The 14,927-nt window shown below is 45.9% G+C and carries 15 protein-coding genes; 10 read left to right on the top strand and 5 right to left on the bottom strand.

Annotated elements, in window-relative coordinates; all coding sequences use genetic code 11:
- Positions 1–237: 237 nt before the first annotated feature.
- The 3 genes from MHN31_RS06790 to MHN31_RS06780 all read left to right on the top strand — a co-directional run bounded on the left by MHN31_RS06790 (position 238) and on the right by MHN31_RS06780 (position 2,648).
- Positions 238–1,227, top strand: coding sequence for a tetratricopeptide repeat protein (locus MHN31_RS06790; protein WP_239443846.1), 990 nt, complete (start codon positions 238–240; stop codon positions 1,225–1,227).
- Positions 1,228–1,319: 92 nt separating this feature from the next.
- Positions 1,320–2,060 (top strand): ferredoxin--NADP reductase, encoded by a 741-nt coding sequence (locus MHN31_RS06785; RefSeq protein ID WP_125557840.1) that lies wholly within the window; start codon positions 1,320–1,322, stop codon positions 2,058–2,060.
- 129 nt (positions 2,061–2,189) lie between these two features.
- The gene (locus MHN31_RS06780; protein ID WP_125557838.1) at positions 2,190–2,648 is read left to right on the top strand and encodes a nuclear transport factor 2 family protein; all 459 of its coding nucleotides are present in this window, start codon (positions 2,190–2,192) and stop codon (positions 2,646–2,648) included.
- A 67-nt stretch (positions 2,649–2,715) separates the two neighbouring features.
- Here MHN31_RS06780 and MHN31_RS06775 read toward each other — a convergent pair whose 3' ends face one another.
- Positions 2,716–3,597, bottom strand: a complete 882-nt coding sequence (locus MHN31_RS06775; RefSeq protein ID WP_125557836.1) for a tetratricopeptide repeat protein — start codon at positions 3,595–3,597, stop codon at positions 2,716–2,718.
- Between the two features lie 124 nt (positions 3,598–3,721).
- On the opposite strand from MHN31_RS06775, the gene MHN31_RS06770 reads away from it, so the two are divergent.
- Both MHN31_RS06770 and MHN31_RS06765 read left to right on the top strand, forming a co-directional pair.
- Entirely contained in the window at positions 3,722–4,519 is a 798-nt protein-coding gene (locus MHN31_RS06770; protein ID WP_230090702.1) for a transporter substrate-binding domain-containing protein, read from the top strand.
- A 134-nt stretch (positions 4,520–4,653) separates the two neighbouring features.
- On the top strand, positions 4,654–6,135 hold the full coding sequence (locus tag MHN31_RS06765) for a hypothetical protein (RefSeq protein WP_239443845.1): 1,482 nt from the start codon (positions 4,654–4,656) through the stop codon (positions 6,133–6,135).
- Positions 6,136–6,179: 44 nt separating this feature from the next.
- Here the strand turns inward: MHN31_RS06765 and MHN31_RS06760 are convergent, their stop codons facing one another.
- The 3 genes from MHN31_RS06760 to MHN31_RS06750 form a co-directional block, all read right to left on the bottom strand.
- The gene (locus MHN31_RS06760) at positions 6,180–6,476 is read right to left on the bottom strand and encodes a hypothetical protein (RefSeq protein ID WP_125557832.1); all 297 of its coding nucleotides are present in this window, start codon (positions 6,474–6,476) and stop codon (positions 6,180–6,182) included.
- Between the two features lie 155 nt (positions 6,477–6,631).
- Positions 6,632–7,267, bottom strand: a complete 636-nt coding sequence (locus MHN31_RS06755) for a response regulator transcription factor (RefSeq protein ID WP_125557830.1) — start codon at positions 7,265–7,267, stop codon at positions 6,632–6,634.
- On the bottom strand, positions 7,260–8,354 hold the full coding sequence (locus MHN31_RS06750; protein ID WP_239443844.1) for a histidine kinase: 1,095 nt from the start codon (positions 8,352–8,354) through the stop codon (positions 7,260–7,262). Before MHN31_RS06750 ends, MHN31_RS06755 begins: the two co-directional genes overlap by 8 nt.
- A 188-nt stretch (positions 8,355–8,542) precedes the next feature.
- On the opposite strand from MHN31_RS06750, the gene MHN31_RS06745 reads away from it, so the two are divergent.
- The 5 genes from MHN31_RS06745 (at position 8,543) to MHN31_RS06725 (ending at position 14,515) form a co-directional block, all read left to right on the top strand.
- Positions 8,543–9,316 (top strand): hypothetical protein, encoded by a 774-nt coding sequence (locus tag MHN31_RS06745; RefSeq protein WP_239443843.1) that lies wholly within the window; start codon positions 8,543–8,545, stop codon positions 9,314–9,316.
- Between the two features lie 199 nt (positions 9,317–9,515).
- Entirely contained in the window at positions 9,516–12,164 is a 2,649-nt protein-coding gene (locus tag MHN31_RS06740; RefSeq protein WP_239443842.1) for a reprolysin-like metallopeptidase, read from the top strand.
- Positions 12,154–12,507 carry a hypothetical protein gene (locus MHN31_RS06735; RefSeq protein WP_125557822.1) on the top strand — a complete coding sequence of 118 codons (354 nt, stop codon included), beginning with the start codon at positions 12,154–12,156 and terminating at the stop codon, positions 12,505–12,507. Before MHN31_RS06740 ends, MHN31_RS06735 begins: the two co-directional genes overlap by 11 nt.
- Positions 12,508–13,206 carry a response regulator gene (locus MHN31_RS06730; protein ID WP_239443841.1) on the top strand — a complete coding sequence of 233 codons (699 nt, stop codon included), beginning with the start codon at positions 12,508–12,510 and terminating at the stop codon, positions 13,204–13,206. It begins immediately after the preceding gene.
- On the top strand, positions 13,196–14,515 hold the full coding sequence (locus MHN31_RS06725; protein ID WP_194866964.1) for an ATP-binding protein: 1,320 nt from the start codon (positions 13,196–13,198) through the stop codon (positions 14,513–14,515). The genes MHN31_RS06730 and MHN31_RS06725 overlap by 11 nt, the downstream gene beginning before the upstream one ends.
- Here the strand turns inward: MHN31_RS06725 and MHN31_RS06720 are convergent.
- Positions 14,499–14,924, bottom strand: coding sequence for a hypothetical protein (locus tag MHN31_RS06720; protein WP_125557816.1), 426 nt, complete (start codon positions 14,922–14,924; stop codon positions 14,499–14,501). The genes MHN31_RS06725 and MHN31_RS06720 overlap by 17 nt on opposite strands.
- Positions 14,925–14,927: the final 3 nt, after the last annotated feature.

Genomic DNA, 14,927 nt, shown 5'->3' with positions numbered 1-14,927 from the left:
CTGTCTTGTGTTATTCATTTTCTTGAATATCCGGGGAGGCGCGACAGTGATATATGCCTTTACCAAATTAAAGAGCCTGTTTCGAGAATAGTTTTTCGTTGAACATTCCTTGCAGACATTTTGTCATTTTATTTCTTCTCAGTATTCGCTGAACTGAAATAAATGTATGCGGGTTGGCGTTTAATCTTACCAGTTAGCTATATACTCAGGGTATGCGGTTTTATATTAAGGTCTGAGATGATAGTTTTTCCAACTATGTTGTTATCCTGGGGAATGGCCCTGTCAACAACAGCATCCTGTAATGTGCCGATAGAGTTGCTGAAATCACAGGCAGTTAACCAGCCTCAACAAGCTGTGCAAACGTATTTAAGCAATCAGGAGCGTTTTCAGCGCGCAACCTGCGCCGAGGCGGCACTGGCATATCGCTATTTGTTGATGGCTGCAACTAGGGTACAGGACTGGAAACTCGTTGAAGAGGTCGCTCAAATACTTCAGTCGGGACGATTATCTCCTCACGTTACGGGTAAAGAGCTTAATGTTATAAATAACATAGGCGTTGCCTATCGTAAGATCGGGCAACCTGAAGACGCACTGACGCACTATCGTTGTGCGTTAACATACGCCAACAGCCACGATCAACGAGCGCTTATTAAAATCAATATTGCGATAGTACATCGCAATGCCGACCAGCCAGCGATTGGATTTCGTCTACTTCAGGGAATTGAGGAAAAGTACCTACCGAGCATTATCCTGGCCGGATTGCATGTCGCTAAAGGCAATACGGCTTTGCAGCTCAAACGCTATGATGAGGCGCAGCGCGCGTATCAGCAAGCGCGTGCACACTATCTGGCTGTGGGAGATAAACGCAATGCACAGGCTGTGGTGGCAAACATGTTGGTCGTTGCGCTGGCCAAAAATGATACGCAAGCATATGATCAGCTGCGCGCCTTGAGCACTCTGGAGGTCGACATGCTGACAGAGCAAGGAGGGAGGTTTATTCAATGGCTCGACACCTTCCGGTCATATAGTTCTGCTAATAATCTGAATCAGTCACAACGACAGCAACTGCAAGATATAGAGGCAATTGCGGCGGACTATATCGAGTTTGTTATGCTGTTGTCGGCGCGTTTTAGTCTAAATCAGACTGTGGCAAGACCTGTTCGAAATAGCGCTGAGCAACCTCTGCTTTCGAGTGCACTGGCCAAACGCTGGTGTAAAGGGATGTAGTGTTAGCGGGCTTGATTCATATAAAAATTTGTTTTTACCTCACTTTATGCCAGATTTAAGGTGCAGGTATAAGAAAACTATCGGGAGCAAGTATGGCGAACTGGGTGAATGGCAAAGTGGTTGAAAAGCTGTGGTGGACGCCCAGCTTGTTTAGTATCAAAGTTGCGGCTGACATAGACCCTTTCACAGCTGGTCAGTTTACTAAACTGGCATTACCCGTTGAAGACAAAAAAGTATCGCGCGCATACTCTTTTGTGAACGCGCCTCAGGACCCGTTACTTGAGTTCTTTTTAATTGAAGTGCCAGATGGACAATTGTCAGCTCCGTTGGCAGCGCTGGACATAGGCGATGATATTTTAGTGGCAGGCAAGCCTAGTGGGTTTTTCACGTTGGATGAAGTACCAGATGCCAGTGTACTGTGGATGCTGAGTACAGGTACGGCGATAGGCCCTTTTTTGTCTATGCTGAGCGATGGAAAGCTGTGGAAGCGCTTTGATCGGGTTGTACTGGTCAACGGCGTGCGTCATGCACAGGATTTGTGCTATCAGGACATGCTACTGGATACCGAAAAAATCTTTAAGCAGTTCAAATATGTGCCCTTAGTTAGTCGGGAGAAGACGGCGCATACGCTGTCCGGAAGAGTGACAAACCTGCTCGAGAGCGCAGAGCTGTGCCGCCATTGTGGTTTTGAGCAGCTGCCAGCAGACAGCCAATTTATGTTGTGTGGTAACCCGCAAATGGTGAAAGACACGACGACATTATTACAGACGATGGGCTTTGCTCGTAACCGGCGGGCACAACCTGGGCATATTACGGTAGAGCAATATTGGTGAGCGTCAGGCAATGTACTCGAATATTGACACTTAGAAACGCAAAACTTCCCGATGGACTGGCCTGATTCTGTATTCTGGCAACTGAATTTGCTATCGTGCACGCCAATTAGTCCCATGAAAAGGTAATTTATGAAATACCTATTTGTACTGATTGGATTGGTTTACTCAATTATTGGGTCGGCAAACCCTGCGCTTGATGAACAGGCCAGCGATTATCAGTTAACAAAGACAGAGCAGGAACTGGCGGCAGAAGCTGTGGTCGACAAGCTTATTCTGGCGTATAACGCGCAAAACATACGCAAGTTTATTGAGTTATATGCCGAAGATGTTGAGTTTTACATGTATCCGCAAACCTTGATGTTTACGGGAAAAGAAAAACTGATCGAGCGTTATGGGTTAATGTTTAAGAAAATGCACTGCCTTAAAGCTACCTCAATTAAGCGCATTACGCATGGCTCCATCGTGATTGATCATGAAACTTCGGAGATTTGCAGTAAAGAGGCGGGTGTTGTGGACAAACGCTCTGAATTTGTGACCAGCTATCAAATTGAAAACGGCAAAATTAAAAAGGTCGTGTTTTTTCGTTAAGTGTGTAATCCACCAAGGCTATGCACAGTGTTTTTCAGGTACATAGCCTCAGCACAGATGAGTGCCGCTACCAGTGCTCAACCAATTCCTTAAAGCTCGGGTTTGTCTCCAAAACTTGAAATGAGGGCTCGTTATTGAGCTCATTCTTTAGGTTTGGCGAGTAAGCCAGGGCCATTTTTATGTCGGCAATCGCATCAGCATATTGATCTAGCAGTGCATAGGCACAGGCGCGTTGCCAATAGGCATAGCCGTAGTCACTATCAATTTCAAGTGCCTGATTACAAAGGTTAATAGCGGGACCTGTTTGTTCCAATTCAAGCAGTGCATCGGCTTTGTAAACCATTGCTTCAACATCATCGGGGTGACGTTTCAGGATTTCGTCGTACATCTCGATTTTACCATGCATGTCACTTTCAAGATTTGCCCGCATCCATAACGAGTGAATTTCGTTTGTAATCGTGATTTTTCGTTGGTTGTTGAGAATTTCTTCTGAGCGCTCTTTGAGTTTTTCTTCAAGCGTTCTGAGCCTTTGTTCATATTCTTCGGTGATGTTTCCGACTCTATCATTGACCGTTTCTTCAACTTTATTTTTGATATCCCGTAATGAATTCCAGCCAACCAACACGAGCAGTGAGGCAGTGGCTGTGATGATGAACAGCACATTGTTGATGGTATCCGTGGTATAGGTCAGTGCGCGATCTGCAGCATCAAGCTGTTTGTGGGTGAGCTGTAAAGTGACATCCTCACGCAGCTTTTGTTGATCCTGCCGTAAGGATTTTAGCTCGTCTAAAATATAGCGCTCCATTAATGGGCGATACATTGGCTCTTGCAGCTGTTGTAATACTTGTTGCTGCTGTTGCTCGGTTAAGACGGGAGCAGGCTGAGCGCTATTTGCTGCGAGTGCGCCGCAATAGAGCAAAGTGACGAAAATAAGGATATTTTTTAGCATAGCAGTGATCTGTTTGAGAGTTTAGTCTAGCATGGTGCATGAGAGGCTTAGAAATTGCAAAACCATCAGGTATGGTTGGGTGCTATTTGGTCAATACAATGAGGGTTGAGGTTAAGTAGATTGCATGAGGTATTGCACGATCTTTAAGTTATTGTTTTGCTCCGTAGTGGCTGTTGCTATCTTTGCCTGCCGTCTGGTAGCTGCTCATCCACATCTGCAGCCGCGCCCCGTCATAGTGCCAGAATCAGAACCGACTATTCAACTTCAAGTTGTCACGGAAGAGTGGGTGCCTTACAACTTTACCAACGCGCAGGGGCAGGTAGATGGACGTGCCACTCAAAAGGTGCGGGAAGTGCTTGACGCTGCCGGGATCAGCTATGAAATTTTGGTGTTTCCCTGGACCAGAGCCATGAAAATTGCCCAAACTCAACCTAACACTATGATTTACTCTATTTTTCGCACGCCAGACCGTGAGGCCCGGTTTGAATGGGCTTGTCCTCTGTTAAGGCCAGTCAAAGAACACCTGTTTCGCCTCGCTACACGAAATGACATACAAGTTGAGTCTTTGGACGATGCTAAACGCTATATTATTGCTTTGGTCAGAGGCAGTGTGACCCACGAATATCTGCGTGCGAGGGGGTTTAAGGGCGGAGTTAACCTGGATCTGTCTGCTGACCCCAGTTCGCTGGTCAAAAAACTACTAGCGGGTCGGGTAGATTTTCTTATGACTACGGAATTCACCATCTATGAGGCCCTGCGTTTGATTGAAGAGCCTTATGAGGTGGTGACTTCTGCACTGGAGGTGCGAGATCGTTCCGGCGAGAGAGCTTGTCTGGCATTTAATCCGGATACAGACAGTCAAATTATAGATAAGGTCCGCCGTGCCTTGGCTGATCATAACCGCAGTTATATTGGCCCATAATATAAGCCTGTTATTACACGACCCACCAAACGCTTCTGTCTAAAACTTGAACAAGCATTTCAACTCTGTCACAGTGAATTGGCAGCACTGTGCGTGTTGCTCATATATAAAATAATAACATCAAGGAGTTAGAAGTGAACGTATATAGAATCTTAATCCCCATCATACTAGGTATCTTGTCTGGTTTGAGCTTTTCCAGCGTCGCAACCAGCTTGGCTGAATTGCATGATATTAATAAAGGCAAGTTTTTCCTTTACGATAATAGTTCGACTGGTCCCACCTATGAACTTGTTCTGGCCAAAAATGGCGCGGGAAAATACGCACGGCAAACTGAAAGCCAGATAAGCTGGAGTAAAGTCGATGATGGATTACAAGTTAACCTGGCCTCACCGGAACTTATCTGGGCATATCAAGATCAGGGCGTTGAATATCGCTCAGAAATATACCAGGTGCATGTTTTTCCGTCGGAGGAAGGTGTTTCCTTTGCACAACACATGCGGGTAGTGCGAACGGATACGATGGAAGTGGTTGAAACGCAGGTACAGCACTTTACCGGAACCCTGGTGCCAGCTAAGTCAATGCAAGACTGGCGAGTTGATCTTACTGAGGGAACTTGGGTGCTTCCCGCGGTTGATTACATCCTGTATGAAGAGTTTGATATACCTGCATTTGGTGCTGTCGAAGCGAATTTTTTTGCTAATGGGGATGGCCAAATAACGCATCATGATAAGACGGTGAGCCGCTTTAAATGGCGTATTAAGGGCAATCGTCTGGTGCTGAAATACTGGCAAAATGGTATTAAAAAGAAACTTGTATTGAGGATCACAGAGTCACTGGCAGGGGTTGGGTTACGTGTTGTGATCAAAGCCACAAGTCATACAGGTAAAGCGCCGTTGTTGCGCACGGGGTTGATGATTAAAGATCAGAAAACGCACTTCAATTATGAGAATACGGTGGGTACCTGGTTGAGTGGCGCAGTTCGCTATGATTACTTTGAGGATCACGTTTATATTCCCAATGTGGCTTTCGGGAGCGCAGTTTGGTCATTTAATCAGGCTGGTGAAATAGAGCGCCAGAAGATTATTCACCCTCAGCTGGGTACGGTCCCCGTCTGTCCCGATGATACTTGTTATGTGTCTTGTACTTTTACGTTAAAGCTGTTGGCGCAGGACGAAGGAGCGCTCTACGTTTCAGTGCAAACAGACTCTGAGTTGGTCGATGCTGGCCCGCATTTTTTTATGGGTAAGGCAATTGTTAAGTTCGATTTAAAGCCATATCAAAGCGTAGCCGCGTTTGATTATTCGTGGCTTGGTCAGACAATGCTTACTTTCAAATCTGGGAGTGAGTCTGCGCTATATTACTTCATGATGGTGCCGTCAGAAACAGGAGTTTGGGAGTATGTTTACGCGAAAGAAGCGCCGAATAATATTCAGGGCAAGTTTGCCGTGGTTGACGGTAAGCTGCATCTTGAGGGTGAACTGGAGACACAAGTTTTGGAGATCCAGCAATCGAGAAGGGATAGCTTAGATGTATGCCGCTACATTCAGGGTAGCTCGTGTGCAGCCGGTGACACTATGATTTTGGAGTTTCATAACGGCACCGACCTGCTTAAATAGGGCTTCGTAGCACTCATTGCATAAGGTCAGCCGGTGCGCAGGCTTTATGCAGCTGAACCGGACAGAAGCTGATATAGCACGACGACTAATACCACTGAAATACACACCACCAGATAAGGTATGGTAGTAGAGCGTTGATTGGAGTCAGCTACCAGGTGCTTTTGGTACAATTGTTGGCCATAGCCTGCAGCGTTGTCTAACTGCGTGTGATTACGACGTGGAAATGTCAGTATGCCCAAAGTAGCCAGTAAGCCGGAATTTAACCACTGTCCTTTAAATAGGGTCAGCATTGCCAATGTAAGCAGGGCAATGCCAGCGATCCATCTGATTAAGTAAGTCATAGTGCGTCCAATGCAATAATAAAACCAGACTGTACTTTAGAGTTTGGGATCTAAACTTGCAAGTGAATTGTTCCTAAAACAAGTAAATTACAGATTTAACCTATTTCTCCTACCAATTGGGTAGGTTATATCTCACATTTTGCTCATTTCTGGATCTAGCTGTTTTGGTTTACCAGACCCAATTCTACTGCTTTTAATGTCGCTTGCGTGCGGTCTCTGACCTGAAGCTTACTCAGTAAATTTGAAACATGATTGCGAATAGTCCCCTCCGCTTTAAACAGCTGGCTTGCAATTTCTTTGTTTGATAGCCCACGCGCGATGAGGACAAGTATTTGCTTTTCTCTGTCTGTGAGTTCATCCAATGCTGATTCAGCCTGTTTAAATACGTTACTTAAAGCACGTTGAATAACCAGTTTTCCCTCGTATACTGCTTTAATCGCTGCTTCTAGTTCTTCTAACTCGACGTCTTTAAGCATGCAACCATTGGCACCCAGTTGCAGGGCCTGTTGCAGCTTTGTAGTATCATCGAAGGTGGTCAAAATTAATACTTTGGGTGATTCACTGATGGCATTAAGCTGCTCCAGCACGCCAACCCCATCGAGTTCAGGCATACGCATGTCTAGCAAGATAACGTCTGCATCAATCAGGCCTGCGTTGTACTGATTCATAAATTCCAGCCCGTTTGCTGAGCTGCTGTTACATTCAATGTTTTCACAGAGTGCGAGTAGTGCCTGCATGCCCTGTCTGACTAAAGCTTGATCATCGACCAAGTGAACCTTTATTCTATTCATTATGGTGTGTTTCCTTAAACTGAACTCGCACAATAAAGCCTTTTGGTGAACTTTGCCAATCAAACTGACCCCCAAGCTCATCAACCCGTTCTTGTAGACCCAGTAGTCCATTGCCAGGCTTAATGAGTGGCGCAGCTGTACCGTTATCACCTATTTGCATCCTAAACTCTGCGCTGGCTGACGGGCCAAATTCAATATTGACCTGCGTGGCGTTACTATGCTTAAGGGTATTGGTGATACTTTCCTGGCAAACTCGCAGGATACAATGGGCATGGCTTAAGCTTTGTAATACGGGATGAGCGTTAAACTGCAATGAAATATGGACCCGGGGTACGTGATGGATCAGCTCAGTGAGCACCGCTTCGAGGTCAAGTGACTGCTCGGTGCGCTTATCACTGACGAGTATGCGGATCTTATCCAGTGTTTCACGGGCAAGTGTATAGCTTTGTTGTAGCTGAGACTTTAGAGGTTCCTGTGCGGTTCTTCTGGCAACATCAAGGTTAACGATCAAACTGGTTAACTGATGACCCACATCATCATGTAGTTCTCTTGCCAGTAATAATCGTTCTTGTCTTGATACGGATTGTCCGAGTAGCGATTGCGTGGCCAGCAATTGACTGTTTGCCAGTTGTGCTTGCTCTTTGGCCGTTCGCTCTTGCTGCATGCGATGGCTTACCACGTAGGAAAATAAATGAAATGAGGCAAATAACATCGCTTCTACCCAAGGCCATGGGTGTTGCCAGTAGAGTTTTTGGATCAGCAGGTAGGCAATGCTAGCGAATAGTATGTAGCTGTATGACTGAGCCGGTGATAAATAAAAGGTCAAAATGGCGATGAGCATTACGCTGTAAATTAGGTATACCGATGACGGCAGTAAAAAACCCGTGCTGTGGATCAGTAAAGCCATTATCGCCAGTAGCCAGTATCTGACCGTATAACCATAGCTGTGCCGGGACTCATTGGTGACCAGCAAAATTAAGGGTAGCAAGGTCAGATGTGGCAACCAGGCCCAGAATGAGGCCTGTGATAAGGCAAGCAGACTTGGTATAGCAACCGCGCACCAGGTCACGAGTGCGGTTGTAAGCATAGAAGGTTGGTATTGAAAGTAGGGCTGCACAATAAAATCATAATTATTATTTATAATATGTACTTATATCAGATCAGAGTCAGAAAAGAAGCATGACGAATGTCATTAGTTATTAGTGACAATAGTGACATGAAGGTCGGATTATTTTTCCCTAAGCTGGATGAACATCAACTAGGGAGCTAACAATTATGCAATACCTTCATCAATTTTCTTTAATTATTCACATCATAGTGGGTAGCTGTGCATTACTTTTATTTTGGGCACCAATCCTGGCTAAAAAAGGGGGGAAAATACACAATCTGTCAGGTAAAGCTTATGCTTATAGTATGCAGCTTGTCTCTCTATCAGGGATTTTGTGCTGTACACTGGTTTTGATTGACCCCATTTCCGTTTATCAGGAAGCTTATCTTCAGGCACAAAATCAGGCTGACTTTATAAATACTGCGCGTGAGCGAGCCAGCTTTTTACTCATGCTGTCCTTTTTGGTTCTGGCGTCGGTTATACATGGTATGCGCGTGCTTAAGGATAAGGCTTCACGCCTGACAGTAAAGCGCCCTGATATGCTTTTCAACTATTTTGCTTTGTGTGTCAGTGCGTTATACGTTGCTTATCTGGGCGCTCAAAGTGGTCAGGTGTTATATCTGGCGTTCAGTATTATTAGTATGATTGTGGCAATTAAGATGATGCGCTATACCTTTGCCCAAACAGTAAAGCCGCGCCAATGGATTATTGAACATCTTAGCGCAATGATTGGTTCGGGTATTGGTGTTTACACAGCGTTCAGCGCCGTTGGTGGCCGCTACTTGCTTGTTGAGGTATTGGGGGAGCAGGCAATATTGTTGGCGTGGCTGGCCCCTTCGGTTTTAGGAACCCTTGGGCTTATTTTTGCTAAACGTAAATATCAGCAGCGTTATCGGGTTGCCGCAAAGGACAATTTAGCCCATCAAGCCGCGACCTCCTGAGCCTTTATAGGTGCGTTGTGCTGAAATGCAGTATTTTCCAGCTTAGATAATTGTGCCTGTACCTGACAAATTAAGTAATTGGTTTGGGTACATTTATCAATCCTGATACAAAGCGCCTACAAATGGTTACTGACCGTCTATGCTTGTAGTTGTATGGTTGAATTATGACCGCAATGACAACAATCCGACGGGGCTGACTATGAATAAACTCTCACTGATATGCCTGATGCTTTTTCTTACTTGCCAAAGTGCATTGGCGGTCCATTTAATCGGCCAGACTCACTGGACTATGCTTGAACAAGACAAGTATTTTAAGTCTGGCAATACTGAGCAATACCTAGAGCTAGACATAGCATCCGTCAGAGCAACACTCCAAACGGTAAACATGGTAGATATGGTTTTGCCGCTGCCAAATGGGCAATTTGTAACGTTTCGCCTGGTACCGAGCCAGGTGATGGCACCCGAGCTGGCAAAAAAGTATCCAGAAATAAGGACGTTTAAAGGTGTTGAAGTAGGAAAGCCTCAAAATCAGGGCACCTTTGATCTGTCACCGAGAGGGTTTTATGGGATGTTTGAACACCAGGGGCAAACTGTTTACATTGACCCTCAGTCGGCGTTAAACAACTATCGTAGTTATGTTTTTAATCCAGCGGTTCATCATGACCATGCTCAAGACATTAAACGTCACCGCGCAATTCGCTTTCCTGGTATATCTGACTCTATGGCAAATAAACCAGAAGGGCTGATGCAAACCAGCCAGATCAGTGAACAAATAGTCTACCGTCTTGCCGTCGCAGCTACGGGAGAATATACCGCTTATCATGGCGGTACACGTCAGCTAGGTCTGGCTGCCGTTGTGACTATGGTAAATCGAGTGAACCAGGTCTATGCGCGGGATCTTGGGGTCACATTTCAGCTGGTTGCTAACAATGACCAGATCATTTTTGTGGATGCTGACACGGATCCATTTACAAATACGGATGAGGACATCAACGGAGATACCATTTCACAAGCGATTGAAAACGTCATGAGTGACACGGATTATGATATTGGACATTTGGTGGTAACCTCAGGGGGAGGCGTTGCCGGGCTGGGGGTGGTTTGCTCAACCCAGAAAGCGGCTGGTTTGACTGGCAGCCCTATACCTGAAACAGACGCGTTTTATATCGATTATGTAGCTCACGAAATTGGTCATCAGCTAGGTGCTGAACATACTTTTAATGGTTTGGTGGGCGCCTGTCAGGGTAATCGCTCCGGCTTATCAGCCTATGAGCCGGGCAGTGGTTCGACAATCATGGGGTACACAGGTATCTGCGGTGAGCAAGATTTACAGCAGAATTCAGATCCCTTCTTTCATTTGCATTCCATTGAGCAAATGGTTGCAGTGACGCGTCAGGGGGTTGGGAGTACTTGTGGCGCCCGTACTAACCTGACTAACCAAAGTCCAGTGGTTGATGCCGGTAGCGATTTTACAATACCGGCACGCACGCCATTCATTTTAACAGGCAGCGCAACCGATACTGATTCAGATACACTCAGCTACAGTTGGCAGCAGTTCGACCTAGGGTCGGCTACAAATAGTGCGAGCCAGGATGCCATTGACTCAGGGTCGGGGCCTTTGTTTCGGGTCTTTAATCCAACAATGGATCCGGTCAGAACCTTTCCTAAATTAATTGATATTTTGTCAAATAGTGTGGCTTATGGAGAGGTGTACCCCACAACAAGTCGCACCCTTAACTTTCGTCTGGCAGTGAGAGATGGTCAGGGGCATGTTGCCAGCGATACGATGCAGGTGACTGTGGTTGATTCGCAAAATGGATTCACCGTAACGCAGCCTGATAGCAGTAGCCAGTGGCTAACTGACACACACACTGTGACCTGGGATACTGCGAATACCCAGAATGCTCCGGTTTCTTGTTCCAGAGTGACCATTAGCCTTTCTACCGATGCTGGTGTGACTTTTGGCACATCATTGGCGAATGGGGTCGATAATGACGGGCAACAGGAAGTATTGATCACATCTGCAATTAGCACTAACTCCGCCCGAGTGCGGGTTGCTTGCACCGATAATATCTTTTTTGCGATTAACTCCGGCAACTTTACAATCAATTCTGATGGCCCACCAGATCCGATAGTGCCTGTGTTTGAATCTCAAAGCCCGATTTCTGTTGCGGAAGATGACCGTGTACAGATTAAAAAAGAAGATCTTAACTTTGAGCTCGGGCTGGCTGTTGATTTAATCACTCTGTTGCCCGGTGATAACTATACCTATACAGATCTGACAGTGATCCCGAATGAAAACTATAATGGCACGCTGAATGTCGCGGCATTCGCAACAAAGGACAATCAAAACAGTGAACGATTTAACGTAGAGGTAACGGTTACTGCGGTTAATGATGCACCCGTCGTGGAAAACGACAGTGCTAATGTGGAGTTTCAGGCAGAGCAAGTATTATTAACTGTATTGAGCAATGACACGGATGTTGATGGTGATGCGCTGAGTATCTCTGCTGTGGATTATCAGGGAACCGGTACGGTCACGATTGCGTCTAACGGTTTGCTCTATACGGCTGGCTCCGATTTTTCTGGCTCTGATACAATCGGTTATACCGTCAGTGATGGTAATGGAGGCACTGCATCTGGTAGTGTTGAGGTCATTGTTGAGGCTGCACCAGTTGAGCCTGAGCCAGATCCCGAACCAGATCCTCAGCCCGATCCGCAACCGGATCCACAGACTCCTAATCAATCTCTGGATGATGGTGGTTCAGGGGGAACGTTGTTTGTACTGCTTTGGTTATTGATGGTTGGCGCTTGCTGTAGGTTAGGAGTGAAAAAAAATGAAAGGTAAATTAACCGTTCTGAGTGCTTTACTCAGTGCGGGATTGGCAGCGGGATGTCAGGGGATGAATCAGCAAGAGACTGCTTCAGATAGTAAGCTTCAACAAGAACTTGCGGGGGCAATGGATAAGCAAGATTTCCGTTTATATTACACCACAGGCCGGCGACCTGTGGTGCCGGGCTTCGAGCAATTTGAATTTAAAGCGCTGGAGGCCCGATGTGGTGTAAAAGCGATGCCAGGCAGCGGAGATACCTTGCGTAGTGAAGCAGATAAAGCAGCACGAGCAGAAGCTTATCAGTACGCGAAAGCGTATAACCTTAAAATATATGATGCGTGTTTAAACAGGCTGTAAATGACGACACAACAAAAAATACTTTTAATAGATGATGATCGAGAACTCACGCAGCTGATGTCTCAATTTCTGCAAAAAAATGGATATGATGTCGCTTGTTATGAACAGGGAAATGGGGCTGTTGTGCGCGTTGAAGAGTTCGCACCGGATCTACTTGTACTCGATTTAATGTTACCGGGTCAAGATGGCCTGAGTATTTGCCGTCAGATCCGGGGGCGTTTTACCGGGCCCATTATTATGCTGACGGCATTGGTAGACGATATTGATGAAGTAACCGGGTTGGAAGTTGGTGCTGACGACTATTTGTGTAAGCCCGTTAAACCTCGAGTCTTATTGGCGCACGTTCGGGCACAATTAAGACGCCATAACATGCTTGTGACACAAACCAGTCAGACTGTGCGAACAATTAATGATGGCGAAATCTGTGTTGATTTAGCAAAACGCAAAGCAACATGCGGTGACAAAGAGGTTTTGCTGTCCAGTGCTGAATTCGAACTGTTATGGTTGCTGGCTAACTCTGCGGGCCGGATACTGTCGCGAGATGAACTGTATCGCACTATCTTTAAACTTGAATTTGATGGTATGGACCGCTCAATTGATTTGCGCATCTCCAGGCTGCGCAAGAAACTGGGGGATGACCCAAAAGAGCCTAAAATTATTAAAACAATAAGAAATAAAGGATATCTGATTGCAAGTTAATGTTTTACGGCTGAGCGTATTTATCGCCCTGGCCGTTGTGCTCAATAGTGTGGTAGCTCTGACAGTGCGCGATACCTTACTTGTTGAGATTGAAACCCGATATATCGAAACGCAAAATCAGTTTTTAGATGAAGTTGGGGCCAAAGTTCAAACTGAACTTGCGCAACCTGCACCACTCTCGTTATCTGAACAGCAGATGCGTCTTGAAGCACGGTACGATACTCAGGCGCTGGTGGTGAGGCGCAATGCTGACTTTTATTCACAGTCGCAGCTGAGCGAATTTGCTGAACTTGAGAAACAGCAAGCGCTGGTTGATTACTTAAATGCCACATTGTATTTTGTGCTGAACGATAATGAGGTGCTCGAAATCGGCCCTTTGGTTGATCAGGATGTTTATTATTACTTGGTTGATTGGTTTGACTGGCTTATATCGGCCTTTCTTAACCTGCTTTTACTCCTTGTTTTCTGGTATCTGAATATTAAAGAGCGCAATGTGTTGGCTGAACGACTTGCTCAAATGCCCGTAGCGCTGAGCCAGCCTCAGGATCTGAAGAGCAGTCTGCAACAGCTTTCGCAATTAGTTGACGCACAACTAAATGAAGGTGAGGCGAGAATAACGTTGCAGCGAGATCTGTTACATGGTGTGGCGCACGAGTTTCGCAGTCCTATGGCCAGGATGCAGTTTGCATTGGATATGCTGGAAGATGCAGAAGAGGAGGAGAGAGAGGCGCTCCATACCAGTCTGAATCAATCACTACAGGATCTGGAAGGCCTCGTCAGTGAGTTGTTGTATTACGCCAGAGTGAAAGACAACTCAGTCAAACCAAAACAGGTTGTGTTGCAAATGAGCTCTGTATTGCAGGAAACTCTGGACAAGGTTGCCCCTTTTTATCCTCAGGTTGACTTTGAACTGGATGCACAAGAGATACATTGGCAAGGCGATGAAGCTTTGGTAAAGCGACTGTTCACCAACTTATTGCGAAATGCAGGTCGTTTTGCCAGGCAGAGGGTTCGCGTTGAACTAAGGGAGCAGTCTGGCGAGTTGGTGGTTCGTGTTATAGACGATGGAATAGGTATACCGCCGGGAAAACAGGCGCGTATTTTTGAGCCATTTACCCGGCTTGATCCCAGCCGCTCTCGGGATTCCGGAGGTTGTGGACTGGGGTTGGCGATAGTCCAGTCAATTGTCAGCAAGCATGATGGTACTGTGCGTGTGAGTGAGGAAAGCACAGATCTGGGCGGAGCATGTTTTGAGATCAGGCTGCCAAAGCGTGTAACTACGAAAAGCGCGGTTAATCCAGTTCATTAAGCAATTGTTTGATGTCACCGCGGACAGTGTCAATATCTTTAACCACCAAATCAACAGCCTGGGTACTGGCATAAATATTTTGCCAGTTATCAGACCAGGTAGCTTTGAGTGTGGAGGCACTTTGTTGCAGTTCACCGTTGGTCAGGTAGCTGAAATCATTGATTAAGCCTACGCTTACCCAGCCTTTTCTCGGGCTGCCTTGTGTTTTGTCCTGATCATAATGAGCGATGTAGATAAGCTGTTCAAGTTGTGCCAGTTCTCTAAGCATTTCGAAACAAGCCGTTCGTATATTATTGTTTTGCTCGGAGACCTCAAGTCGCCAGGCGTTGTAAGTAAAGCCCACAAACGCAAATAACATACTGGCGATCAGGCTCATCTGATATAGACGGACTTTTTCACTAAGTTTCATAAG

Origin of the sequence: Pseudoalteromonas sp. McH1-42 (assembly GCF_022347845.1) — a bacterium.
GTDB classification, from domain to species: Bacteria; Pseudomonadota; Gammaproteobacteria; order Enterobacterales; family Alteromonadaceae; genus Pseudoalteromonas; species Pseudoalteromonas rubra_D.
The sequence above is the reverse complement of the archived record's forward strand: the minus strand, read 5'-3'. Positions and strand labels throughout refer to the sequence as shown.

What these genes read in the sequence shown, in the direction of transcription:
- MHN31_RS06770 (WP_230090702.1), top strand. Translation starts at nt 3,722, where the DNA reads ATGAGGTATTGCACGATCTTTAAGTTATTGTTTTGCTCCGTAGTGGCT.
- MHN31_RS06750 (WP_239443844.1), bottom strand. Translation starts at nt 8,354, where the DNA reads ATGCTTACAACCGCACTCGTGACCTGGTGCGCGGTTGCTATACCAAGT.
- MHN31_RS06755 (WP_125557830.1), bottom strand. Translation starts at nt 7,267, where the DNA reads ATGAATAGAATAAAGGTTCACTTGGTCGATGATCAAGCTTTAGTCAGA.
- MHN31_RS06730 (WP_239443841.1), top strand. Translation starts at nt 12,508, where the DNA reads ATGACGACACAACAAAAAATACTTTTAATAGATGATGATCGAGAACTC.
- MHN31_RS06760 (WP_125557832.1), bottom strand. Translation starts at nt 6,476, where the DNA reads ATGACTTACTTAATCAGATGGATCGCTGGCATTGCCCTGCTTACATTG.
- MHN31_RS06790 (WP_239443846.1), top strand. Translation starts at nt 238, where the DNA reads ATGATAGTTTTTCCAACTATGTTGTTATCCTGGGGAATGGCCCTGTCA.
- MHN31_RS06780 (WP_125557838.1), top strand. Translation starts at nt 2,190, where the DNA reads ATGAAATACCTATTTGTACTGATTGGATTGGTTTACTCAATTATTGGG.
- MHN31_RS06740 (WP_239443842.1), top strand. Translation starts at nt 9,516, where the DNA reads ATGAATAAACTCTCACTGATATGCCTGATGCTTTTTCTTACTTGCCAA.
- MHN31_RS06775 (WP_125557836.1), bottom strand. Translation starts at nt 3,597, where the DNA reads ATGCTAAAAAATATCCTTATTTTCGTCACTTTGCTCTATTGCGGCGCA.
- MHN31_RS06735 (WP_125557822.1), top strand. Translation starts at nt 12,154, where the DNA reads ATGAAAGGTAAATTAACCGTTCTGAGTGCTTTACTCAGTGCGGGATTG.
- MHN31_RS06720 (WP_125557816.1), bottom strand. Translation starts at nt 14,924, where the DNA reads ATGAAACTTAGTGAAAAAGTCCGTCTATATCAGATGAGCCTGATCGCC.
- MHN31_RS06785 (WP_125557840.1), top strand. Translation starts at nt 1,320, where the DNA reads ATGGCGAACTGGGTGAATGGCAAAGTGGTTGAAAAGCTGTGGTGGACG.
- MHN31_RS06745 (WP_239443843.1), top strand. Translation starts at nt 8,543, where the DNA reads ATGCAATACCTTCATCAATTTTCTTTAATTATTCACATCATAGTGGGT.